Origin of the sequence: Chryseobacterium viscerum, assembly GCF_002899945.2 — a bacterium.
In the GTDB taxonomy this organism is placed as follows: Bacteria; Bacteroidota; Bacteroidia; order Flavobacteriales; family Weeksellaceae; genus Chryseobacterium; species Chryseobacterium viscerum.
Window position 1 is genome coordinate 479,136 of sequence record NZ_PPEG02000001.1, and the last position, 26,238, is coordinate 505,373.

The 26,238-nt window shown below is 37.7% G+C and carries 18 protein-coding genes; 7 read left to right on the plus strand and 11 right to left on the minus strand.

Going from position 1 to position 26,238, the window contains the following annotated elements; genetic code table 11:
* Positions 1–16: 16 nt before the first annotated feature.
* From C1634_RS02175 to hflX, 3 genes are read right to left on the minus strand one after another with little or no spacing between them, the layout of a single operon-like run.
* Positions 17–1,309, minus strand: coding sequence for a cation:proton antiporter (locus tag C1634_RS02175; protein WP_109737836.1), 1,293 nt, complete (start codon positions 1,307–1,309; stop codon positions 17–19).
* A gap of 20 nt (positions 1,310–1,329) precedes the next feature.
* Complete coding sequence (locus tag C1634_RS02180) at positions 1,330–1,965, minus strand: DUF4919 domain-containing protein (RefSeq protein WP_103231177.1); 636 nt, start codon at positions 1,963–1,965, stop codon at positions 1,330–1,332.
* On the minus strand, positions 1,965–3,191 hold the full coding sequence (gene hflX / locus C1634_RS02185) for a GTPase HflX (protein ID WP_109737837.1): 1,227 nt from the start codon (positions 3,189–3,191) through the stop codon (positions 1,965–1,967). The genes C1634_RS02180 and hflX overlap by 1 nt, the downstream gene beginning before the upstream one ends.
* A gap of 192 nt (positions 3,192–3,383) precedes the next feature.
* Between hflX and C1634_RS02190 the strand changes: the two genes are divergently transcribed.
* The gene (locus tag C1634_RS02190) at positions 3,384–4,091 is read left to right on the plus strand and encodes a LytR/AlgR family response regulator transcription factor (RefSeq protein WP_228409937.1); all 708 of its coding nucleotides are present in this window, start codon (positions 3,384–3,386) and stop codon (positions 4,089–4,091) included.
* A gap of 570 nt (positions 4,092–4,661) precedes the next feature.
* Here the strand turns inward: C1634_RS02190 and C1634_RS02195 are convergent.
* Complete coding sequence (locus C1634_RS02195; protein WP_228409939.1) at positions 4,662–5,096, minus strand: META domain-containing protein; 435 nt, start codon at positions 5,094–5,096, stop codon at positions 4,662–4,664.
* Positions 5,097–5,182: 86 nt separating this feature from the next.
* Here C1634_RS02195 and C1634_RS02200 point away from each other — a divergent pair, with 86 nt between their 5' ends.
* The 3 genes from C1634_RS02200 (at position 5,183) to C1634_RS02210 (ending at position 9,408) form a co-directional block, all read left to right on the plus strand.
* On the plus strand, positions 5,183–7,390 hold the full coding sequence (locus C1634_RS02200) for a S46 family peptidase (RefSeq protein WP_109737838.1): 2,208 nt from the start codon (positions 5,183–5,185) through the stop codon (positions 7,388–7,390).
* Between the two features lie 78 nt (positions 7,391–7,468).
* Positions 7,469–7,945: a YdeI/OmpD-associated family protein gene (locus C1634_RS02205; RefSeq protein WP_109737839.1), complete on the plus strand. Its 477-nt coding sequence runs from the start codon at positions 7,469–7,471 to the stop codon at positions 7,943–7,945.
* 236 nt (positions 7,946–8,181) lie between these two features.
* Entirely contained in the window at positions 8,182–9,408 is a 1,227-nt protein-coding gene (locus C1634_RS02210; RefSeq protein ID WP_103231173.1) for a spondin domain-containing protein, read from the plus strand.
* 95 nt (positions 9,409–9,503) lie between these two features.
* On the opposite strand, the gene C1634_RS02215 is transcribed toward C1634_RS02210, so the two are convergent.
* A complete protein-coding gene (locus tag C1634_RS02215; protein WP_103231172.1) occupies positions 9,504–9,797 on the minus strand; it encodes a hypothetical protein in 294 nt (97 codons plus the stop codon).
* A 205-nt stretch (positions 9,798–10,002) separates the two neighbouring features.
* Entirely contained in the window at positions 10,003–13,110 is a 3,108-nt protein-coding gene (locus tag C1634_RS02220) for a non-ribosomal peptide synthetase family protein (protein ID WP_103231171.1), read from the minus strand.
* 538 nt (positions 13,111–13,648) lie between these two features.
* On the opposite strand from C1634_RS02220, the gene C1634_RS02225 reads away from it, so the two are divergent.
* Positions 13,649–14,566 carry an MBL fold metallo-hydrolase gene (locus C1634_RS02225; RefSeq protein ID WP_165835251.1) on the plus strand — a complete coding sequence of 306 codons (918 nt, stop codon included), beginning with the start codon at positions 13,649–13,651 and terminating at the stop codon, positions 14,564–14,566.
* Between the two features lie 25 nt (positions 14,567–14,591).
* Here the strand turns inward: C1634_RS02225 and C1634_RS02230 are convergent, their stop codons facing one another.
* Positions 14,592–16,127 (minus strand): YifB family Mg chelatase-like AAA ATPase, encoded by a 1,536-nt coding sequence (locus C1634_RS02230; protein ID WP_103231169.1) that lies wholly within the window; start codon positions 16,125–16,127, stop codon positions 14,592–14,594.
* 410 nt (positions 16,128–16,537) lie between these two features.
* Between C1634_RS02230 and C1634_RS02235 the strand changes: the two genes are divergently transcribed.
* Together C1634_RS02235 and C1634_RS02240 are read left to right on the plus strand one after the other, a co-directional pair.
* Positions 16,538–17,746, plus strand: a complete 1,209-nt coding sequence (locus C1634_RS02235; RefSeq protein ID WP_103231168.1) for a PepSY-associated TM helix domain-containing protein — start codon at positions 16,538–16,540, stop codon at positions 17,744–17,746.
* A 10-nt stretch (positions 17,747–17,756) separates the two neighbouring features.
* Positions 17,757–19,880, plus strand: a complete 2,124-nt coding sequence (locus tag C1634_RS02240) for a TonB-dependent receptor domain-containing protein (protein WP_103231167.1) — start codon at positions 17,757–17,759, stop codon at positions 19,878–19,880.
* Between the two features lie 175 nt (positions 19,881–20,055).
* Here the strand turns inward: C1634_RS02240 and C1634_RS02245 are convergent, their stop codons facing one another.
* The 4 genes from C1634_RS02245 to C1634_RS26495 form a co-directional block, all read right to left on the minus strand.
* A complete protein-coding gene (locus C1634_RS02245) occupies positions 20,056–21,204 on the minus strand; it encodes a DUF4374 domain-containing protein (protein ID WP_228409941.1) in 1,149 nt (382 codons plus the stop codon).
* Positions 21,205–21,264: 60 nt separating this feature from the next.
* Entirely contained in the window at positions 21,265–23,625 is a 2,361-nt protein-coding gene (locus C1634_RS02250; protein ID WP_109737840.1) for a TonB-dependent receptor, read from the minus strand.
* 316 nt (positions 23,626–23,941) lie between these two features.
* Entirely contained in the window at positions 23,942–26,062 is a 2,121-nt protein-coding gene (locus C1634_RS02255; protein ID WP_394337091.1) for a multicopper oxidase family protein, read from the minus strand.
* Positions 25,956–26,237, minus strand: coding sequence for a hypothetical protein (locus C1634_RS26495; protein ID WP_394337092.1), 282 nt, complete (start codon positions 26,235–26,237; stop codon positions 25,956–25,958). The genes C1634_RS02255 and C1634_RS26495 overlap by 107 nt, the downstream gene beginning before the upstream one ends.
* Position 26,238: the final 1 nt, after the last annotated feature.

A 26,238-nucleotide genomic window follows, 5' to 3' on the forward strand; every position in this document is an offset into this window, starting at 1 on the left:
TGAACGATTGTTACGTCTAAGCTTTCTCCTCTACCGCAAGGCTTTCCTGCTCCTGCTCTTCTTCTTCTTTTGCAATCTTGTTAGGATTAGCCACTTTAGCAATAGTAAGCCCCTGAACAATAATAGAGAAAACCACTACACAGTAGGTAATACTTAAAATAATCTCACTGTATTCGCTTTTAGGAATAGACATTGCCAGCGCAATAGAAACTCCTCCACGAATCCCTCCCCAAACCAGAACTTTTACAGTCTGTGGGCTGAAACTTTTTCTCAGAGAGGTAAATTTTGTAGGGCCCCAGATGGAAATAAACCTTGCCAAAAGAACGACAATAATTGCCAGTAAACCAGGTACCATAAAATGTTTCAGATCCTTAATCATCAAAAGTTCAAATCCGATGAACAGGAATAATACAGCATTCAGAATTTCATCAATCAGTTCCCAGAACTTAATCAGATAATCCTGAGTGACCGATTTCATTTTAAAACTTCTGTTGAAGTTCCCCATGAATAGTCCGGCCGCCACCATTGTTAATGGCCCTGAAATATGCATTTGGCGGGCAATAAGATACCCTCCCATCACAACAGAAAGTGTCACCAATACGGAAATAATATAATCATCCACTTCACGCATAAGCCTTGAGGTAACCCATCCAAGCAAAACTCCCAGTAAAAGACCTCCTCCTGCTTCTTTAAGCAGAAGCAATCCTATGGTTTCAACACTCAGATCCACTTCTTTTCCTACCGCAAGCTGTAAGATCACTGTAAAGACAACAACCGCCATACCGTCATTGAAGAGAGACTCTCCGGCTACTTTTGTTTCCAGTGATTTGGATACATTAGCCTGTTTTAAAACACTCAGAACGGCTACCGGATCAGTAGGTGAAATCAAGGCTCCAAAAACAAGACAGTAGATAAAAGGAAGCTTAACACCCACATAAGGAAGCAGATAAAACATTCCAAATCCTACCACAAAAGTAGAAATCACAACACCTGCTGTGGAAAATATAACAACAGGTCTGAATTGTTCTTTCAGGTCGTTAATATTAATATGAATTCCTCCCGCAAAAAGAAGAAAATTAAGCATTGCACCCATCAAAACCTCCGTAAAGTCGATGCTGTCCATCAAGTTGTGCAGGTGTCCGAAAGTTCTCGGAAGCACTGTTTCTCCGAACATTACCAGAAAAATAGAAACCACAATTGCGATCACCATAATTCCGATGGTACTTGGAAGTTTTAAAAACCTGTAATTGAGATATGCAAATATTGATGCTAATACGATTAACGCTGAAAATGAATAATATAATTCCACTAAGTGTTTTTATTTTGAGATTAATTGGTGAGTTCCCAATAGAGTATTTTTATGTAAATCTTTGTATCATCTTTTTCCCAGATATCAAACATACCATCTTTAACCGTTTTTGAGTTTCTTTTGTAATCCTGTCCTATGTTCAGAATGTTCAGCAGAATGTACTCATCCCCTACGGAATTAACGATATAAGCCGTCTTCTCAGATTTCCCGTCCCCTGAACTTTTTATGCCTTCAGTAATCGCACGGAACTGATTGAGATGATGTATAAAATTGTTGCCGTCTTTTACAGAGTCATAAGCCCTGAGAAGGATCAGCAGGATATCCAGATTTGTTGGATCTTTATTATACAAAGCTTTCCCTTGCTTGATACAGTCAGCAAAATTATTCTGCTTAAAAGCATCTACAAGGTTTTTAAAACTATCTTCCGATGTGGTTACTTTATCTTTTCTGAAATTCCTTCCATAATAAAGATATTGTGACTCTATACTATCCAAAGACTTCGGATATCCTTTATACTTAAAAATAAGCTTCTCGTAATTATAAGGAGAGTCAGAATTTTGGAGACTTTTCTCAATAGCTTTTAAGTCTATTTTTGATTTCTGACCGAAGCCAAAAACCGAAAATAGAATGAATAAAAGGAAAAATTGATATTTCATTAATTGTTGCTTTCGTCTTCTTCGTCGTTATCGAAATATTCGAAAAGGAAATCGTTGTATGGAAATCTGGAAATATGAATTTTCATCACCTCGTCATAGATCATTTTCTTCATTTCCGGGAAATTTTCCTTCGTTAAGGCAGAAATGAAAACCGTTGGATATTTTGATTTCCCCATCCACGTTTTTGTCCATTCTTCCAGGGAGATATTTTTACGAGTGGATGGCGTAAGATCATCGTCATCTTTTTTCTCATAGCTGAAATCATCAATCTTATTGAAAACCATAATCATAGGTTTCTGGTGAGCATTGATTTCCATCAGAATATGATTTACCGATTCTATATGGTCTTCAAAGCTTTCGTGAGAAATATCCACCACATGAATCAAAAGATCAGCTTCACGAACCTCATCCAAAGTAGATTTGAACGATTCCACCAGCTGAGTTGGCAATTTTCTAATAAATCCTACGGTGTCTGTAAGCAGGAATGGTAAATTTCCGATAACTACTTTTCTTACAGTCGTATCCAATGTTGCAAATAATTTATTTTCTGCAAAAACCTCAGATTTTGAAAGAGAATTCATCAGGGTAGATTTACCCACGTTGGTATACCCTACTAAAGCTGCACGAACCACTTTTCCACGGTTGTTACGCTGAGTAGCCATCTGCTTGTCAATCGTCTTCAGCTTTTCTTTCAGCAATGTAATTCTGTCACGGATAATACGACGGTCAGTCTCAATTTCCGTTTCACCGGGACCTCTCATTCCAATCCCCCCTTTCTGACGCTCAAGGTGGGTCCACATTCTTGTCAATCGTGGTAAAAGATATTGATATTGTGCCAGTTCCACCTGAGTTCTTGCATAAGAAGTCTGTGCTCTTTGGGCAAAAATATCAAGAATAAGATTGGTACGGTCCAAAATTTTAACCTCCATATCTCTTTCCAGGTTTTTAAGCTGTGAAGGAGAGAGTTCATCATCGAAGATTACAGTCCCTATCTCGTTTTCTTTTACATATTCTTTTATTTCAATAGCCTTTCCACTTCCGATAAAAGTTTTGGAGTCAGGCTGAGTCAGTTTTTGAGTAAAACGTTTTTCTACGGTTGCTCCTGCTGTGAAAGCTAAAAACTCAAGTTCATCTAAATACTCTGTCAGTTTATCTTCGTCCTGATTTTGGGTAATAACACCCACCAAGACAGCTTTCTCATAGTTATGTTCTTTCTTTTCTAACATTAAGTTCGGTCTATGTTTATGATTTTTACAAGTTAATATTTTTCAGAAAAAAAACAAAATCAATTTTTATTTAATAACATATTTTAATATAAATTTAAGTTTACACTAGGAAGATTATGCAAAAATCAATAACTTTATATAATAAATTTCTAATTTTTAAACATTTAAATTAAAAATAATATCCGGAATATCATGATTAGCCATATTAGATGTATGATTATTGATAATGATGAACTGGACAGGCTGGTTCTTCAGCATTACATCAGACAATATCAAAATATTGAGATTGTCGCCTCTTTTGATTCTGCAGAAAAAGCGGTTCCATATCTTGATCTCCCTATAGATCTTCTGATCACCGAAACCAATTTACAGGGAATGACCGGGCTTGAATTTCGGAAGCTGGCTCATAAGATCCCCGCCTGTATCTTTGTAAGTTCTCATCCTGAATTGGCTGCCCGGGTTTTTGAGGTCAATACATTAGATTTTATCACCAAACCTCTTACTGCCGAGCGCTTTCATTATTCCATACAGAAGCTTTTCGATTTTTTTGAAGTCAAAGAAAAATGTGAGTGCTATGATGCTATGGTAGGAGAAAATTGCATCAAAATAAAAGAGGGTGGAAATATTTTTCAAATCAAAATGAAAGATATTCTGTACCTGGAAGCTCTAAAAGACTATACCCGGATCATCACCCTTGAAAAAAATCACTGTATTTTAAATTCTCTGGGAAATCTCCTTCAAAAAAGCTTTTTCGATTCTTTTGTCAGAATACACAGAAGCTATGCTGTACCACGTCACCTCATCCGCGGGAAAAACTGTCATGAAATAGAGCTTGCCCATCATATAAAGCTTCCTATAGGCCGGACATATAAGGATAATCTTTCTTTTTTCAATCCTTAAAAACCTAACCGGACATTCAACAAATAATTCATAAAATGCCATTGGTCGATTATTTCTGCCGTTGGTCTATTTTCCTTTCATTTGATTAAGATAGATCGTAATTTAGTCTTCCCAAGATACCCACATTATAACACTGAAAACTAACACTTTAAAAACAACGATCTATGAAAAAAAAATCTATCTATTCTCTCATTTTTTGCAATTCCGCATGTTGATTCTCCGTTTTAGCCGCAGGCCTGTTTTCTAAACAGGGGCTTGAAGTAAAAAGCAGGAATGTAAAACCAATATCTGAATTTAAACTTTTGGAAAACGTTGTTCCAACATCCTGAATTTTGACTATTTCAAAAAAACTATTCCCAACAGACCCACAGGCATGCCTATCATAAATTCTAGAAACACAAATAAAAAATTTATTGAACTAACCTCAATATAGACGAGCACTTAAAAAAACTATTCTCAAAAACTAATAATCTTCAGAACTAGTAACCCTCAAAAAGCTGATAACCAAACTAGATTTTTTAAACAAAAAAGTCCGCTCTGGCGGACTTTTATATTGTAAAACGGAAATCATTAATCCCAATCGGCTGCTACAAATTTCATTGAGGCTCCCTTATCATCGGATAAAGTGAGAAAATGCCCTTCTACCGAATATCTGGTCATGGTTTCAATTTTTTTCTGAAAAGAGGTTTCAAGATTCATATCCTGACAAGCTTTCATGGTGCTTACTCCTTTTGAGATTTTCATTTTTCCTCCTTTTTTAAATTCAGATACAAAAGACATTTGATTACACCCCATATAGACACTCGCTTGAATTTTACCATTATCCATACTGCCTGTCAGATTCATTTCGGCTTTATTGGCTATCAATTGATCTTTTGAAAAACCATCAAAAGAAACCAACATCCATTGCCTTTGAAGGGATGGATTTTTATCCGGTATTGTGGAGCAATTTAAAACAACTCCTAAAAGTAAAACGGCAAAAAGGGGTAATAGTATCTTTTTCATAGAGGTTATCCTCCCATTTTCATACCAATCCGGGACAGAATCTCGTAAAAATTAGTAAATTAGCGACACAAAAATTATTTTATAAAATGAAAAGACTATTTCTACTATTCACTTTCTTATTGGGCTTTGCTCAGATGAGGGCGGATGAGGGGATGTGGCTGCTTATGCTCATCAAAAGACTTAACGGTGTTGATATGCAAAAAGAGGGTCTACACCTTACGCCTGAAGAAATTTATTCGGTAAACAATTCAAGCTTAAAGGATGCTATCGTAAGTTTCGGTGGTTTCTGTACAGGTGAGATTGTTTCTGATAAAGGACTTATATTTACTAACCACCACTGTGGTTACGGTGCTGTTGCTGCTGCTTCTACACCAGAAAAAGATTATTTGAAGAACGGTTTCTGGGCAATGAAACAGAAAGACGAGTTCAATGCAAAGGATCTTTACGTAAGATTTTTAGTGAGAATGGATGATGCTACTCAAAGGATCACTTCTAAACTAAACAACAATATGACCGGAGCAGAGAGAAAAGCTGTTATTGATGCTGAGACTAAAGCAATCCAGACAGAAAACTCTGAAAACGGAAAATATACTGTAGTGGTAAAAGATTTCTTCAACGGAAATGAATTCTACTATTTCGTATATCAGGATTATAAAGACATCAGATTGGTAGGTGCTCCACCTTCATCATTAGGAAAATTCGGAGGAGATACAGATAACTGGGAATGGCCAAGACATACTGCAGACTTTACAGTTTTCAGAGTGTATGCTGATGCTGCAGGAAACCCTGCTGAATATTCTCCAAGCAATACTCCTTTGAAGCCTAAGCACTTCCTTCCTGTTTCTCTTAAAGGAATTAAGCCTGGTGACTTCTCAATGATCCTTGGATACCCTGGAAGAACAAACCGTTACCTGACTTCTTACGGAATTCAGCAGATGGTCAACAAAGATTACCCGGCTTGGGTGGAAGCTTCTAAACTTGCTATGGATGTAATGAAGAAATACATGGACAAGGATAAAGCAACTCAGCTTAACTATGCTTCTCAATATGCTTCAGTAGCAAACTACTGGAAAAACAGACAAGGTACTATTGATGCAGTAGATAAAAACGGAACCATTACTGACAAGCAAAAAACTGAAGACATTTTCAGAAAATGGTCTATGACAGCTGGTAATGAAGCTTATGATGGAATTCTTGAAGATATTGCAATGTACTACAAGCAGGTTTCTGAAAGAAATGTTGAAAGAAACTACGCTTCTCAGTTCTCAAGAAATGCAAAATATATATCACTTGCACTGCAAGTAGGATCTGTCCTTAAGACTTATGCTGCTCAGGATATGCAAGGCAGACTGGCTATGAAAGCTAAAACTGAAGCGGCTATTAAAGCAGCTTATGAAAACATTAATCCATCTTTAGAAGGAGAAATGCTTACTTCTATGGTTAACTTATACCAAACAAGAGTTACCAATAAAGACATTGCTTCTGCGACTATTTTAGGTCTTGATGCTAAAACAGTTTCTAACCTGGCGTATTCTTCAATTTTTGCCAACAAAACTTCTGCAACGAACTTCTTATTGAACCCAGATGCATTGAAGCTTGATGCTGATCCACTTTGGAAAGCAGCTAACGGAATTGCTGCTGATCAAAAGATGAGTACTGAAAGATATGTTCAGGTAGATGATAATTTTGCTAAAAAGAACCGTATGTTCTTAGCTGGTCTAATGAAAGCTATGCCTGAGAAAAAATTCTATCCGGATGCTAACTCTACGATGAGATTAACTTACGGTACTGTAGATAAGCTTCCTATCAGAAATGACAGAAACTATTTCGGTATTACGGATAACTATTATACAGACATGACTGGTCTTGTTGGAAAATACAAGAAAGGTGATGAAGAGTTTGACCTTCCTCAAAGAGTGATCGACCTTTATAACCTTAAAGACTTCGGACAGTATGCTGATGCTGCAGGATATATGCCTGTAAACTTCCTTTCTAACAATGATATTACGGGTGGTAACTCTGGTTCTCCGGTAATTGATGGAGACGGTAACCTTATCGGTATCGCTTTCGATGGAAACAGTGAAGCATTAAGCGGTGATATCGTATTCGAGCCTGAATGGCAGAAAACAATCAACGTAGACGTTCGTTTTGTTCTTTGGACAATCGATAAGTATGCAGGTGCAAGAAGATTAGTTGACGAATTGAAGCTTGTAAGAGGTGAAAACACTCCAGCTGATACAAAAACTAAAAACTCGGGTACTACTACAACCCCTAAGAAAATCAATAAAAAATAATCTTATCTGATTTATTTTTAAAACCGTGAAATTTACTTTCACGGTTTTTTTTATTTTTGACTCTTAAAATTTCTCATCATGAAGTCTCAAACTATCAAATTCACAGCTGTTATACAGCAAAACGGAGAGATGGATGCTGCGTTTGTGGAATTTCCTTTTTCTACGGAAGAACTTTTTAATAAAAAAGGTCAGGTAAAAATTAAAGCCCTGTTTGACGGTAAAGTTGAATACCGTGGAAGTCTTGCCAAAATGAAATCGGACTGCCACATTCTCGGTCTTACGCAGGAAGTCAGAAAACAGCTTGGTAAAACTTTCGGAGATCATGTCTCTGTTTCTCTTACTGAAGATAAAGAAGAAAGAGTGGTCGAGGTTGCCGATGATATTGTTTCTGTTTTTAATGAAAGCCCCGAAGCAAAAGCTTTATTTGACAAGATGAGTTATACCCACAAAAAGGAATACATCCGCTGGATTGAAGAAGCCAAAAAGCCAGAGACCAGAGAAAACAGAAAGATAAAAATGATTCAGATGATTCTGGATGGAAAAAAGGGGATATAAAAAACCTATCTGTACTCCCCACAAAATCTTTAGCCCATACAATAAGTTTGCTCATTGATATGAAGTAAAAACTGAAAAACATCTACCTTTTTCCTGATGTAAAACCCTTTTTGCATGACTCCAAAACTTACCTATTATTTTATCTGGTAAAAAATATTTATTCTTTTTTGTCAGGATCTCAAAAAGTAGCCGACTATAGTTACAGATATCAATTATAACTATAAAAAATTACTTTTATGAACAAGTTTATTTTCAGAACATCAGTTTTAGCGGCAGCTACTCTAGCTGCATTTACTCTTTCTTCATGCAATGATTCGGATAACGACGTGATGATGGATATGGGTTTTCAAAGAACCATTACTTTTGAAAACGTTGTAACTCCTAAAGATTTTGTAGAAAGCGGGAGTTTTCAGGGAACAGGAACTCCGCCTATTATTCTGCCGGGACAATCTGTTTCTGTTAAATTCAGTGCCGGAAAAACACAAGCTTTAATGTTTGCCACCATGTATGGAGCTTCAAAAGACTGGTTTTTTGCCTCCCAACAGCCGGGTATCAAATTGTTTGACAACAATGGAAATGCTATTACCGGTGATGTTTCTTCAAGCGTACGATTATGGGACAACGGAACGAAAGATGATATAACCGGGCAAACGGAAAGTAAGCCCATCATGCCGGTTGCTAATGTAAATGCAGCTCAGCTTATGAAACTTAATCTGTCTTACAATGACGTTTCTTCTGAATTCACCCTTACGATCACCAATACTTCTGGCGGAACAGCCAACGAGACTCCTTTTTCTCCGGGAGTATGGGCGGTTTCCAATTACAATGGTTCTCAGCTGCTGAACAGTGCTCCTTTCTTTACCCCTAATGCTTTATCCAATCCTGAAATCACAGATATTGCTCAAATGGGGAATATCAGCAAGATGATGACTAAACTGAATGCCAACACAGGAATTATGACTGGTCTTTCTCCTGCATTGGTCGTGGTATACCGTGGAGATAAAAATCCTATTTATGAACTAGGAAAAACAGACAGCGGAATGGGACTGAAAGACATTGCCCAATTTGGAAATGTAGCAAAGCTTCAAAACAGTCTTAAATCTTTACCGAATGTAAAAGGTGTTTATGTTGCGGGGAGTGCTCCTGTAACACCGGGAAGTAAAGTGACAACAAGCTTTAATGCTGATCCGGGTGATAAAATTGCCTATGCAACAATGTTTGGTTTTTCCAATGACTGGTTCTATGCCAACGAGCAAAGTATTGACGCGAATACTAAAGGGGATATTACCTCAAAAACCTCTTTATTTGATTCAGGGACGGGGATTGACCAATATCCGGGAGCTGGAAATCACCAGGCTTTGTTTGGTGGAACTCCGCAGGCTGAGAATATGTCTGTTTCCAAAGTTGGAAATCACTATCCGGTTCCTTCTGTTCAGAATGTAGTGAAGGTAACGGTGAATTAAAATTAACCTTTAGATAAAGAAAAAGCCAGACATTCATAATGTCTGGCTTTTTTTATGGTAAAATATAATGATTTCCGGAAATGAAAATTGCCTTCTTATACTTTTAATTCCCCTTCCAAATATTGTTTTCCGCCACCATTGGTAATGGTTATAAAACCTTCATAATGGCTTACTTTTACGCCTAAATCATTGGTTACTTCTTTAAAATAGCCTGTTTTTTCTCTGTTACCCGAGATGATATCTCCCTGCCAAAGAAATCTGGCTGACAGTCCTGTTTTATTCTGAAACGTGAGTGCTCCTAATGGATTTATAAAACCCCAGGATTTAAGATCAATCACGGCACTTTCATTGGCCGCAAAATCTTTAGACAATACAATAAAATTATTCATTTATTATTCTTTACTTTCAGTTGATAAGGAAACAGAGGAGTTACCTCATTTTATTACGAGACAAATATCAGTTTGTATTACGACAAAACTTGACGCTTCATTTATTCTATTAAAAATTTGTACGCCCCCATAACCAGATCCGGATAAAATTCATTTTTCAATAGAAAAGCCCAAGCAGAATCTGTTTGGGCTTTTTAAATCAATATTATTCAACCTGAATTCCGAGGTATTTTAAGTAGGAATCCAATATTTTTTTATCAAATACAGGTTCCTGAATATCTGAGCCTTCCAGAAACTGAATGACATTGGAACAATCCCATATATAGGTATTCTGATAAAGCTCTACAGTAGATAACCCTTCGTGCATATTGTCCCTGAAAAGACTCGTCAGTGGATACAACCTATTTTTGCTGTCATCTTCCCATTGTTTTCTCCATTCTTTATAAGGAAGATCTTTCAGCGTGAAAGGATAGTATTTTTTCATAAGTCCAAAGAAATCTTCCAATGTAAGATTGGTTTCCGGACGGGCAATCAGGTTGAATTTTTTACCTATTGCTTCTTTATTCTTTGTAATATGAGCCATAGACTTCGTCATATAATCTACTGTGGTAAGACCTTCTCTAAGGTCCGTCAATGCCGGATAAGATTTGAATTCTATGCAGTTTTTCACCAGTCCGGACCACCATTGATAGGATGCACTGGCTCCCGTTTCGCTATGGCACATGGCATAGCCAAGACGATAAGTAATCAATGGCAGTCCTTCTTTTGCTGCTAAATCTGCAACTGCCTCCATTACCCACTTGCTTCTTACATAGCCGATGTCTTTACTTACTGACATCAGGTTCTGTTCGATATCATCGGATTCAAGCATCACCGTTTTCCCCGTAAAAAGATGTCCCCAGCTATACACTGAAATGGTAGATAATAAAGCAAGACATTTTGTTCTTTCCGCTCCTGCCAGTTTTATGATTTCTCTTAATCCTTCTACATTCGGGGCTTTCATATAAGAATAAGGCTCAATAAAGTTTACTGAACTTCCTGAATGGTAAATCAGATCGGTTTGCTTTGCTAATTTTCTGAATGTCTCTTCTGACAATCCTAATGAAGGCAATGCTAAATCTCCAATTACAGGGATAATTCTTGACTTCTGCTCTTCTTTTTGAGGAATATGGTATTGTTTAAAACATCTATCAATCTTTTCCATCGCGTAAAATTCATCCTGAGCTCTTACGAGGCAATAAATATCAGCAATTGTTGTATCCAGAAGTTCCTGTAAAAGATGAATTCCTACAAATCCTGTAACTCCGGTTAGAAATATTGTCGTTGGGTTCTCTATCTGTTTAGGATCAAATCCTCCTGCAAAAACAGTTCCCGGAGCAAGATAAACATCTTTCTGCAGTTCGACATACGGTTCCATATCTTCCACGGGAGCAGCTTCCCTGGTTTCTCTGGCTCTTTCTATAAGAACTTCCGATAGCTGCTGTAATACCGGATATTGATAAATATCCCTGAGGTATACTTTTACATCAAGCTTTCTTTGTAATGTGACAGCAACGGTTGCCACCAGCAAGGAATTTCCTCCAATATCAAAAAAATGATCTGTGATGTTAATCACAGGACGTTCTAGTGCTGAAGCCCAAACATCTACTATAATTCTTTCAGTCTCATTGGTTGGCGGCTCAAATGAAATACGTTCTTTAGCTTCTTTATCGGCAAGATCTCTCAGCGACTGAGTATCTGTTTTGCCATTTGCCGTTACCGGAAATTTATCTATAAAAATAATCTGTGCAGGGATCATATAACCCGGAAGTTCTTCTTTCAAGGTATTCCGGACTGATGCTATATCTTTTTCAGCTTCTGGTTTCAGGACAATAAAAGCAATAAGAAATTGAGTACTTCCTTCTGTTTCTTTACTGATGACTATGGCTTCCATGATATCATCCTGCTGAACCAATGTACGTTCTATTTCTCCCAACTCAACCCGGAATCCACGAATTTTCACCTGATTATCTATTCTTCCTAAAAATTCAATATTGCCATCCGGCTGCCATTTCGCCAGATCTCCGGTACGATATAATTTTTCTGTTTCATTAAAAGGATTGGTAATGAATTTAGAATTTGTGAGTTCTTCATTATTAAGATATCCTTTCGCTAAAAGATTTCCGCCGATACACAGCTCTCCGACCGCTCCCAATGGTAACAATTCCATATTTTCGTTTACAATATAGGCTTTGGCATTGGCAATGGGTTTACCTATTGAGGAAATATATTTACCATTCGTATCTTTCACTTTTTTGAAAGTAGCATATACTGTGCATTCGGTGGGACCATAATAATCTACCAATTCGTAACTTAATTCAGAAGTCAGCACTGGTTTTAGCTTTTCACCACCAGTAAAAAGATATTTTAATTTCAGATCATTATAGTTTCGGGTACAATTGACCACAGACGGAGCCAGAACAGATGGTACAAAACCGTGTGTAATCTGATTTCTCCTATAGTAATCTACCAGCGCGTGAGTATCCGTCCTATCTTCATCACCCGCTATAAAAAGAGTTGCTCCGGAGGTCAGTGCCGACCAGGTCTCCCATACCGATATGTCAAATGCCAATCCTGCAACAAGGGTCAACTTTGAACTGTGATCTACATGGAAATGATGATTATGCCATGTTACCAAATGCTGTATCGCCTGATGGCTTACCATTACTCCTTTTGGCTTTCCCGTTGAACCGGAAGTATAAATTGTATACGCCAAATCATTCTGGTGAATGTTCGTTTCCGGATATTCTGAGGGCAAATTGTTAAGATGATCCATACTGCTCAAATCAAATACTTTTACCTTTTCTTTTTCAGATAAAAGACCCTGAAGATTTTGATTGGTAATGATTATATCGGAAGCGGTATCTGAAAGTATATATTCTACCCTTTTAACAGGATAGGCTGGATCTATTGGGACATAAGCTGCTCCGGTTTTAATAACACCAAGCACTGCAACAATCCATTCTAAGGAACGGTCCAGCCAGATAGGAACATACTTTCCTTCTTTGATGCCCTGGCTCAATAATGTATTGGCAACCTGGTTACTTCTTCGGTCTAACTCTCTATAAGTGATCTCCCGATCCTCATAAATAACGGCAAGCTTATCGGGATGAAGCATTGCCTGTTTCCGGAAAAGAGACTCCAGTGTTTCTTCATGGTGATAGTCCCAACCGGTTTTATTAAATCCATTTAACAGCTTTTCTCTGTCTTCAGCTGACAGCAATACAGCAGCACCTATGGATAAGTTTTCAAGTGAGGAAATTGTATTTGACATTTTAATGATGTGATTTGGTTAAAAATTTTGTAATCAACAAATTTCTTTCTCTGTGAATCTGATTTTAAACTATAAGAAAAGACGAAACATCCGGGCACAAGCTATAGGCACAGTTTATTGACTAAATGTGTTTTCATAATAGATTATTAAAAACCTGATTTACAATGACTTTAAATTGATCCGCTTAGTAAGCAGAACCGTAAACAACTTAAAAAACGTTATTTATTGCAATCGAAAAGTAGGAAGAATATATTTTCATTATTCTTCAGAAGTTAGACCTACCCTCTACACAGTGTTTAAGAATTTTATTTTCATAATGTAATATTTTAAATAATTTGGTAATCAAACTTAACATAATAAACAATACCAAGTGTTACATAATTACTATTATTTGCCACAATCGCGAATTAACATTATAGAATAAAATATTGAATTTTAGCCAATTACAACTATAACATTCAATATCCATCCACCTATCGATCAAGGTATGGGAATAATCTTTAAATTTGCAAGAAAGAAAAAAACACTTCATTTTAATATGGATCACGAACTGAAGAGAGAGCATGGATTTATACATCTTCCATGTCATGAGCTGGATATTTTTATACTTTCTGACGGGTATTTTGGTATTGGTTACCATCAGCCAATTTTAGCACCCGGCATTCCTCAAAACAAGGTAAAAAATGAGCTCCGAAATCTTTATTTATCGGATTCTTATTATGAAGCACCCATTAATGTAATGCTTGTCAAGAAAGCCGACCGCATTATTTTAATAGATACCGGAGAAGGGTTTTATGATGAAGAAAATGCAGGGCAACTGCTGCACAGCCTTGCGGCAGCTGGATTTGCACCTGAATCTATAACGGATATTCTGATTACACACGCCCACAGGGATCACATTGGAGGAATTCTTTCTAAGAATGATGAGATGATATTCCCAAATGCGAATTATTATATTTCACGTCAGGAATTCGATTTCTGGATAACTAATGAACCCGATTTTCAGAAAAGCAAAAACCCGGAAGGAGGAAAACCAAGTATTCCATTGGTGAGAAAAATCCTTTCCATCATTGGGAGCCGACTTACAACATTTGAGATGGGAGATCTTTTGTTCTCATGTATTCAGACACAGGCTGCTCCAGGACATATTATTTATACCGTAAATGATGGAGATATTTCAATCACCAATGTAGTAGATGTCTTCCATTCTCCCCTGCTTATTGCAAAACCTGACTGGGGAACGCAGTGGGATGTTGATTTTGAAACAGGTGTAGAAACCCGTAAAAAGGTTCTGGAAAATTGTTATCATAACAGAACACTTATCTGCTCTGCTCATCTTCCATGGCCAGGTATTGGGTATATTAATAAGGTGAACGATCAGTTTCAATGGATTCCAAAAGTTTACAACCATCCTTTTTTAATCAATCTTAAAACAGATCTTGAAATAACTACATAGATAATTTCAGAAATAGAAGTCCGGATCAACCATTCCAAAACTCCCGGTCAAGACTTCGATACTGTATGGCTTCGGAAATATGAGAAGAAAGGATGTTTTGAGATTCTTCAAGATCTGCAATGGTTCTGGACACTTTCAGGATTCTGTCATACGCTCTTGCCGAAAGGTTTAGTTTCTCCATTGCTAATTTTATGAGATTGAAAGAAGCTTCATCCAGGCTGCAAAATGCTTCAATTTCTTTGGGGCCTATCTGAGCATTGCTGCTGATATTCAGGTCCTGATATCGTTTATTCTGAATGTCTCTTGCTTTCAATACACGTTCTCTAATGTCTTTGCTGTTTTCTCCTTTCCTTTTTTCAGAAAGCTGTTCAAATTCTACTTTCTGAACTTCGATATGAATATCAATTCTATCCAGAAGAGGTCCCGAAATTTTATTCATATACCGCTGCATTTCATAAACAGAGGACGTATTATTAGGATCATCAGGAAAGAATCCGCTCGGACTGGGATTCATTGAAGCGACGAGCATAAAACTTGCCGGATAGTTTACGGTAAACCGGGCTCTTGAAATAGTGACTTCCCTGTCTTCTAAAGGCTGTCTCATTACTTCCAGCACTGTCCGTTTAAATTCAGGCATTTCGTCCAAAAATAGCACCCCGTTATGAGCAAGAGAAATTTCTCCAGGCTGTGGGTAGCTTCCCCCTCCTACTAAAGCAACGTCAGAAATCGTGTGGTGTGGTGATCTGAAGGGACGAACAGTCATTAATGAGGCTTCAGTTCCTATCTTTCCTGCTACAGAATGAATTTTGGTTGTTTCTAGTGCTTCTCTCAATGTCAATGGCGGTAAAATACCGGGAACTCTTTTAGCCAACATCGTCTTTCCGCTTCCGGGAGGGCCGATCAGAATGATATTATGGCCACCTGCAGCAGCTACTTCCATCGCTCTTTTGGCAGCTTCCTGACCTTTAACTTCAGAGAAGTCAAAAGGAAAGTCGTTGATTTTCTCCTGAAATTCCTTTCTCGTATCCAATATAACTCTGTCCAGAGGCTTTCCTTCATTAAAAAAGTCAATGACCTCTCTGATATTCTCGATACCATATACTTCAAGATCACTTACAATGGCCGCTTCTCTGGCATTTTGCCTTGGAAGAATAATACCTTTAAAACCTTCTTCTTTGGCCTGAATAGCAATTGGTAAAACGCCTTTAATAGGCTGCAGATCTCCATCGAGAGAAAGCTCCCCCATAATAATATAGTCTTTAATGTTTTCTGCCTGGATCTGATCTGAAGCCGTTAAAATGCCGATTGCAATACTCAGGTCATACGCAGAACCTTCTTTCCGGAGATCTGCAGGAGCCATATTAATTGTAATTTTTTTCCCAGGAATTTTATATCCTACATTTTTTAAGGCGGCAGAGATTCTATAACTACTTTCCTTAATAGCATTATCGGGAAGACCTACCAGATGGTATCCTACTCCACCGGTATCTACATTCACTTCAATTGTTATGGTCTGGGCAGCCACTCCGTGAATGGCACTTCCATAAATTTTGATCAGCATGATATGTTTTTGAAGTAAAAATAATCAATATATTATTTTGAAAATCTGAGAGTTACACTAATGATTTTCTATAGAAATAAGTATATTTAAAAAGATATCAATAAAAGAGCATTGAGAGTTGATTTTCAGAGCTATCAGGCCGGTATAAGAGACTTATTCCAAATTATTTTTGGACGAAACATTATGCAAAATATTCTATCACTTTCAAGTCAGGAAAAAATATTCCTTCCCAGTAATTATCTACCCAATGAAATCCTCTTTTACGGTCTCCTCTTTATTTCCTATAGCATACATCCTAATAAAAATCAGGTTTTAAAGGAGAAATAAAACCATCTCGCTGTTTAGAATTAGTATAAATAAAGTTATATTTGCAGCTTATTTATTTTTAATAAGACTAAATAGAGATAAAAATGAAGCAGACCGCCACCAAGAAATCCAAAGGTACCTTCAAAAAATATATTCTGAAAGCTCATTTATGGCTCGGATTGTTTTCAGGTATCATTGTGTTGGTAGTTTCTCTGTCGGGTGCATTTTTTGTTTTCAATGAAGATATTACCGCTGCCCTGCGTAAAGAAAATACTTTTCACGGAGAAAAAGATATTCAGCATAAGAAGCCTATTCCTATACGCGAGTTAAAAGATCTGGTGAATGCCCAGCTGAAAAATGAAATCGTAAAAACAGATGAAGTAACCATTCCTATAGACCCTGCCCGCTCCTATCAGTTTGGACTGATTAAAACGAATCCCGATGGCTGGAATCACTTCAATACCTTCATTATTTATAAAAACGTTTATGTAAACCAATACACAGGAAAGGTTCTCGCCATATACGATGTAAAAAACAATCCTTTCTTTATCTGTATGATTTTGCACCGTTCCCTGTTGCTGAGTAATAAAATTGGAGGGACTATTGTGGGGGTATCCACGATAATCTTTGTAATAATGCTGATTACCGGGATTATCCTATGGTGGCCGAAAAATAAAAAAATGCGTAAACAACGTCTATGGTTCCGTTGGGAAAAGGTAAAAGGCTGGCGACGCAAGAATTATGATGTACACAATATCCTTGGCTTTTATGCCTCCTTTCTTGCAATTATAGTAGCGATTACCGGTATTATGTATTCGTTCCGTATTACCCAAATGTGGCTATATGCATTACTCAACGGGTTTTCCTCTGCTACACCAGACTACAGTCAATATAAAACAACCGCTCCGGAATCTGTGGAGACCGTAACGACCATAGACCGTATCATAGAACAGGTAAAAACTCATTATCCGAAAGCTTATTCTTTTGGAATTGATCTTGAAGACCATGCGGAAGCAGATCACAAACACGATAATTTAAGCATCTGGATCAAGGATAAAGAATTCACGTATGCTGAGTCTTCCATGATGATTTTTGATGAGCATTCAGGGAAGCTTTTATTTAACCACCCACACAAAGACAAACCTATGGCTGAAAGAGCGACAGACGCTACGTACGATCTGCACGTGGGAGCTTTTTTCGGAATGCCTGGAAAAATATTGGCATTTATCATGAGTTTATTCTGCGCCTCATTGCCCATAACCGGATTTATGATCTGGTGGGGCAGAAAAAATAAAAAAAAACCAACAACCTAAATCTATTATCATGAAGAAACACTATATATGGCTCCCTTTAATGGCGAGCCTGAATGCCTACGGACAGACAGAGAGCCAGAACGATTCTTTGCAGACAGATAAAATCTCAGAGATTAGCGGCATTGTAGTAAAGGGGAGTAAAGCCGTTTTTCAGCAAAAAGCTGATAAAATGATTTTTAATGTAGAGAATAGTGTATTATCTGATGGTACTACTGTTTTGGAATTGCTGGGCAAAACACCTGGTGTGGTCGTTTCGCAGGAAGGAGAACTTTCTTTACGGGGCAAAAAAGGAGTAAGTGTAATGATCAACGGGAAGCTCAGTTCGCTGTCAGCAAAGGAGCTGGCCAATCTGTTGCGCTCTACCAATTCCACACTGGTAAAAAATATTGAAATTATAGCCAACCCTTCCTCCAAATATGATGCTGCGGGAAATGCCGGAATCATTAATATTATACTGAAAAAGAGCTCATCGGAAGGACTGAGTGGTAACTATTATCTAAACGGAGGAAGAGGCCGTAAAAGCAGAGTAAATACAGGATTAAGCCTGAACTATACTCACAACAAACTCTCTCTACACGGAGACTACAGTTATACTTTCCGTGGCGAGGAAGAAAGAAGGGACTTCAGTCAGATTTTCTTCGATGAGAAACAACCTCAGCAAATGACTCGGAGAACTGATCAAAATTCAGTAACCAATGAGCCTTTAACTTCTAATAATTTTAAATTCGGGGCTGATTATGCTTTGAGTGACAAAACAACGATTGGTGCTTTATTCGATGCTAAAATAGGGCGATATGAAGATTTTTCGAAAGGGGAAAACAGAATATTTCAGCCCATAGATAATCTGTTTGCTCATGTACTCTCAGATAATAAAAGCAAGGAAAACTGGTACGACTATACCTACAATTTAAAGGGTACCCACATCTTCAACGATAAGGATTATAAGGTAGATGTGGATCTGGAATACGAAACTTCACGTTTCTCTTCCCGCCAGAATCAGATTTCAGATGCATTGGTGAATCTGGGAACAGAGAAATTCAACAATAGAAGAGGCAGCATTGCATCCCGTCTGAAAGTCTTCAATGCTAAGGTAGATTTTACCCTGCCTTTTAGCGATAAGCATAATCTGGAAACAGGGTTGAAATCTACTATAAAGTCTAATAACAATCCTTCGGAGTATTTTATACAGCAGGGTGACGAATGGATCAATGATGATAAAGCAAGTAATGAATATGCATACAAAGAGCAAATACATGCATTGTACGCCAACTATAAACTTAATCTGACGAAATGGACATTCCAGCTGGGGTTGAGAACGGAAATGACCCATACGGATATCAACCAGAAAACTTCCCAGGAACAGCGAAAAAGAAATTACACCAACCTTTTCCCGAGTGCATCCATCAAATACCAGGTGAATGATCAGCATGGATTTTATGCTTCGTACAGTAAAAGAATCAACAGACCAAGCCACTTCGACCTGAATCCGTTCCGTTTTTATGATGATCCTTTCAACTACTGGCAAGGAAACCCGAATCTGAATCCGGAATTTACACACGCAACAGAATTGGGATATACCTGGGGGAAATACATTATTGCATCGGCCTATTTTAGTGTTACAAATGATGTAATGACAGAGGTATACAATTACCAGCCGGACACAGGAATACTCGTAAAAACTCAGGACAATCTAAACAAGTCTTATGTATATGGTGCCAATATTACCGCCACTACAAAGCTTTTCAAATGGTGGTCGCTGACCTCTATGCTGAATGTATTCAACAATGAATATAAGGGTAATTATCAGAATTACTCGGTCAACAGTTCACAACTGGCATTTACCCTAAACGCACAAAACAGCTTTACTATTGCAAAAGGAGTGAAAGCAGAGGCTAATGCACAGTATTTTTCGAAATCTAACATTGGCTTGTTTATCCGCGATGCTTACTTTGACCTGACACTAGGGGTTTCTAAAACATTATTAAAGGATAAAGCAACCGTAAAACTTGCAGTGACGGACTTATTGAAGACCAATAATTACCGGGTAACAGGGAATAACTTCAGCTCTACAATCCGACAAAAATACAATCTGGACAGCCGGGTGGTAACGCTGTCATTCAATTATAAGTTTTAAAAGAGCAGATTATTGTAGTAGATCCTTGTCAAGGTTTATAACCTTGACAAGGCTTTCTTTTAAACAAATGAACAACAATGCATTAAGCAACAAAAAGCGGTTCTCAAAAATTTTGAGAACCGCTTTTTTAATCAAATAAATATTCTATATTTTCTACGAAGTTTATAGGCTGTGATTAGTCATATAATTTATCGAAACGGGCAAACCCGGAAATACTGTTAGGAAGCTTCATTCCTTTAGTTACTTTATCAGTCTGCGGATCGTAAATCCATACATAGTTTCCTACTTTATTGGTATTTACAGCAATATATAGCTTTTTATCCTGAACAAACATGCCTTGTTCATAAGGTTCATCTCCCGGCAGTTCGTCCAGAACCCGCACCAGCTGCTTGGTTTCGATATCTACAATAGCATATCGACCATTGTAACTGCCTCCTAATGCCGGATCTCGGTACAGAACTACCATTTTATTGTTCCCAATATATTCTATAACGGTTTCCAGAGGCTTACCGCCAACTACATTGGTAAGATTGATCTGATATCCTGCATCAGGTGAAGTTGCTCCTTTGAGAGCTCTGAAAAGATAAATATCACTTGTTCCGGCTCCTACACGTGGAAAACATGTATAATAAAAAGCTTCTTTATCTTTTGTAAAAGTAGTTTTGAAATAAGGAGAACCATTGGCTATACCAGAACTTCGGCTATCCGTTATAGAATTTTTTACTTTGAAGGTTTTATAATCTATTACCGCAAAATTGTAATATTCAGGAGTGAGCCATTTACCATCGCGGAAGCTGTACTGCAGATAGATCTGCCCATCCATATAGGTCATAGCACCCACCGAATAGAAATTATAAATATTTGGAAAAGGCTGAAATCCTTCGATCTCACCCTGACGGATAATACTAAGGTCGGCAGTATTGAAAACCGTATAACGTATATGCTGGCCATCCCCTGTTTCTCCAACGATAACCAACGTATTATCATCTATCCAAACATAGCTGGAAATATCACTGATATAGGTATAAGGCACTTCTTTTACAGTCGTCAGCCTATCCTGTGTATATTTAAATTTTTTGAAGATCCCCTGATCGGTTTTATAGTTGTAGATAAAACCATTTTTTACAATGTAGGAGTAGGTTCCTTTGGAGTTAATCTCATCTCCTTCTTTGGTAATATCCATTTCACCTTTTGTAAGGTCGTTGGTAGCTGTCATATAATGCACAGTATTGGGCCAGCTTCCCAAAGCGGAAAGTAAAAAGTATTTATAGTCTTTTTCACCGCTTTCAGAGTCGCCTAAACCGGGTTCTCGTTCACAGCTCATGATGGTTAAACATGCAAGTATTAAAAATATACTGTTTTTGAAATATTGTGTCATGATCTTTTACTTAAGTAGGTATCTGAATTTTATATAGAAAGCACGTCCCTGCTTCTGAAGTTTGAAGTTGTCATATGCCAGTGCATCTCCAACGTTGCTTACATCGAACGCCAAATTATATCTCCCGTTCTTCATGGAATAACTTATCCCTATGTTATGAAGGGTTTGTCGTGGAATAATCGGAATGTTTCGTGGGTTTCCATAAGATTTCCAGTTTTTGTAGAACCACTCTGTCATCTGTAGTCCGTAGTAAAGTTCTATCCGGCTGTCTTTCTGAAACCAGTCGTCTTTACCAATGCTTACATTTACATTCCCAAATAACCAAGGCTGGTTGGGAACATCTTTTTTGTAAGTAGCGGAAACTACATCATCACTGTTGTTGGCAAATTTTGTATTGTCAGAGGCTTTGTTGTAGCTTACATTCATTAGCACATTCAGGAGTCTTTTATATTGGTAACTCATCTCTCCTTCCAGTCCGCGAGTAAAGATATTGGACAGGTTTTCATATTTGAAAGTACTGTTATATAAATTAGGAACGGTATAGATAAAATCCTTTGTATCCCGAATGTATCCTGCCCCTTCTACACGGAAAGCGTGTTCCCCCCAATGGTGGCCATAGTAAAACCCTACATTTACATTATTGCTGGTTTCAGGCTTCAGATTCATATTACTGGTTACAGCAACACCATCTCCGAAAATTTCCTGTGGTTCTACCAAACGATAAGAACGTTCGAATGATCCTTTTATCCCCAATCCTTTTGTAATTTTCACCGTAGTAGCAAAACCATACCCCCAACTGCTAAAATGATCCTTTGCCGGATTATCTGTTCTGGTCACCGGATCGAAAACCATTTTCTGAAGTCCTACCTGATAGTATTTAGCAAAGAAAATATTAGTCCAATGCTTATTGAAAAACTCCTGTTGATAAGCCATAGACAAGATCTGTTTGGTCATCTTCGCCGGAGGTACATTCTTTTTTTCCTCTTCAAGTTGATTGAATGTGGTATTCTTAAGATAGTCAAGTACATAATTGAAGATAAGCTTGTGGTGCTCAACTATTTTGTAAGTAGCCCCTACCTGTGAGTAAAGACGGTCTTCATGCTGCATGATGATAGTCCGTCCCCCTTTTTCACTTGTTGCAGAAGGCACAAAAGTGTTATCCCAACTGTATTTACGCATAAGGGTATCTGTAGCTTTCTGAACGCTTTTTGAGAAACCTGCATACACATTCACATCAAGATGATCATTGAACAGGTTCGCTTTTTTATACTTCATAAAGTAATTATTAGCTTCTCCGTTTTGCTTTACCCCGCCATAAACTACTTCCTGATTGGAACCGGTCTGTATCTGTTTATCAAAAACCGATTGTGACATCCCTACAAAGAAAGAATCTGCCCAGCTTTTGTTTTCTAATCCTACCTCAGCCATTCCAAAAACAGATTGATATCTGTCATTAAAACGTTTCAGGTCTCTTAACTCATATTCATTTTTGGCAGAATTCCAAATTTTCATATCCTTCATCAGATAATTGTTATCGGAATGGTTATAAAAACTGTTGATACGCAGGATAATTCCGGTCTTATCATCTTTAAACTGTCCATTCAGATTGATACGCTGTGTATTAAAAGAACCTAGACTTATACTTGCATCCAGGTAATTTTTGCTGCTTCCCGGCGTAATAATATTGACCGCTCCCCCCATAGCATCCGTACTTAAATGGATGGGAACAACCCCTTTGTAGATCTCTACACGGTCGGCCATATTTACAGGCAATGTACTCAGATCCACTCCTTTTCCTAGCATTTCCAAAGGAACACCATCTATAAAGAATTTCACAGCTTTTCCAGACATTCCGTTGATAGAGAAGTTATAATCGGAACCTATACCACCCTGCTGACGGACTTTAATCCCAGTGGTTCTGTTCAGAACCTGATTAAGATCTGCCGTGGTATTGGCCAATTTAGCAACATCTATAGCATTAACAGTAAAAGCACCGTCTTGCAGTGCTTTTACTTTACCTTTGCCGTGTACTATAACTTCTTGTACAGCCGCATGATCCTCAGCTAACTGAATATTTACCGGAGATTCTTCGCCACCGAAGTTTATTTTCTTTTTGAGCTTTTTGTAGCCATCCAGACTGAATACTAATGTAGCTTCTCCTTTCTTGTAACTAATTTTGAAATTTCCATTTTGATCGGTTTTTGCTTTTATTTTTGTGTTTTCAACAAAAATGTTTACTCCATTTAATCCCTGCTTTGTGTGATCCTGTACAACTCCCTGAACCGAAAAGCCAGTATCCTGTGCTTTGACGAGGGAAATTGTAAGGGTAAAAATGAGAAAGATAAAAATACGCTGATACAATTTCATTATTTATAATTATAAAGCGCAAAATTAGAGGTTCCTTTGTAAATTCCCAAACGAAAAAGGGTTTTATTTTTAATTGTTCTAATTATAATTAATAGTTATTTATATATAATTTTCCCTTCAAACCGTAACAAGCTTACATTCAGTTATCAATATAAAAACATCGCGATACTCTATCTTATCCGTATGAAAAAAGTCATATGAAGAACAAAACATCCTGCTAGAGAATATTCATCCTATAGTTTAAAAGAAAGAAGCAGCTTGTTTATAGCTGCTTCCTGTAATTGAATAATTGTGAATCTTTTCTTATAAAAATCATTTAATACGCTAAAGAAATTCCGGCTCCCCATCCCATATCACTGTCATAGTGGGCACGAATACTTACATTTTTATTAAGAATATACTTTAGTTCGGTCATGTATTCTTTGTCGGTATTCACCATAAAGCCTCCTCTCAATCGTTTTGATATTGGAATATCTTCTCTCATCAACTGTAAACGAACGATCCCATCATGATATACTTCTGCCTGAAAGTTGACCAACATCGGAAGGGTGTATATAAAACCTAAGCTGACCGCTCTTCGGGTGTCTTTTTCGTTCTTTTGGCCAAAGATATTTTTCTCCTGTTCATCCATTCCCATTTTTCTATAACGGAAATCAAATCCCACAAACGGCATGAACCACTGCATTTTTCCGATGTATCTTCCCAGGTGGGTTTCTACTTCATATCCATGCATATCATTGTATCCCAAACGCCATTCTGTAGAGAGGTTCCATCTTGCATTCTGAAGCATGGCATCTCCATCATTTCCATTGGTTGCAAAATCGTTCTGAATCATGAAATGGGGCATATTGCTTTCTTTCTGAAGCATATTATACGCTTCTTTTTTGTCTGGTAAATAAGGATTTTTATAATCATCCACCGCAAAAACCCTGTTCATTCCAGCCATCATATGATACAGAATGTGGCAATGGAAGAACCAGTCACCTTCTTCATTGGCCAGAAATTCGATCGTATCGGTTTCCATTGGCATCACATCCAGTACATTTTTCAGGGGAGACTTCTCTCCTTTGCCGTTAATCACTCTGAAATCAAAGCCATGTAAATGCATCGGATGTCTCATCATGGAATTATTATAGATGGTAATCCGCAATATCTCTCCCTTCTTTACAGGAATTTTATCGGTTTCTGATAAGATTTTATTGTCCATGCTCCATACATAACGGTTCATATTTCCGGTGAGGGTAAATTTTAATTCTTTTACCGGAGCATTTTTGGGAAGTTCAGTATTATAAGGAGACTGAAGCATGGCATAATTCAAGGTCTTGATGCTGCCTAAAGCATTGGCATTATACCTGTTGCTGTCCATGTTCATTTCCTTATCCATTCCTTTATCTGCATTCATATTGTGCTGACTGTGATCTACCTTCTTACTGCCGTCTCCGGTGATCTCAGGATACATGACCACATTCATATCCATTTGGTTGAGGCTCATTTTCATGCCCATATCATTGAGATCCCCGTTCATTTTCATCATATCATTCATCATTTTCATTCCTTCAAAATATTTAAGTTTGGGAAGAGGAGAAATGAGCTGTTTTATACCATTCCCTACGAAGTAGCTTGCGGACTGGGTTCTGTCTTCTGTGGTGGCTAAAAATTCATAGGCAACACCATCCTGAGGAATTGTTACCACAATATCATAGGTTTCAGAAACAGCAATAATCAGCCTATCTACTTCTACAGGTTCCACGTCATTACCATCATTGGCAACAACGGTAATTTTACCTCCGGCATAGCGTAACCAAAAATAGGAGGAAGCGCCGCCGTTTGATATTCTTAGCCGTACTTTATCTCCCGCTTTCAGTTTTTTACCATCTACGATTTTTAAATCTGTGCTGTTGTTTCCATTGATTAACACTTTATCATAATACACATCACTTACATCCATTGCCAGCATACGTTTCCACTCATTGGTAAGCTTTGTTTTAAGATGTCCTTCTTTAATGGCTTCTACATAAGACTGTGTCGCATTTTTCTTAATGGCAGCCCAGTCATTGGCGTTATGCAGCATCCTGTTGATATTGTCAGGGTTCAGATTGGTCCATTCGCTTAAAATAATGGGAACTGTCGGCAGGTCATCAATTCCTTTTCTGAAAGTTTTGTCATCGTCTCTTTTTTTCATGATGAAACTTCCATACATCCCAATCTGTTCCTGAAGCCCGGAATGTGAATGGTACCAGTGTGTTCCATGCTGAATAATTGGGAAACGATAGGTATAGGTGGCCCCTGCCTTTATAGGTTTTTGGGTGAGCCATGGCACTCCATCTTCTTTATTGGGTAAAAATATTCCATGCCAGTGTAATGATGTACTCTCCTTCAACTGATTGTGCACCACAATCTCTGCGGTATCTCCTTCTGTAAAGGTAAGAGTAGGCATTGGGATCTGTCCGTTGACGGGATATGGCTCTTTTTTCCTTCCCGGCATAATTGACCAGGGTATCTTTTACATACAACTCATATCGTACTACTTTTTGTGCAAAAATACCCTGCCAGCAGAAGAGGATCAAAACTGCCTGAAGTAGTCTTATCGTGATATTATGAGGTATATTCATT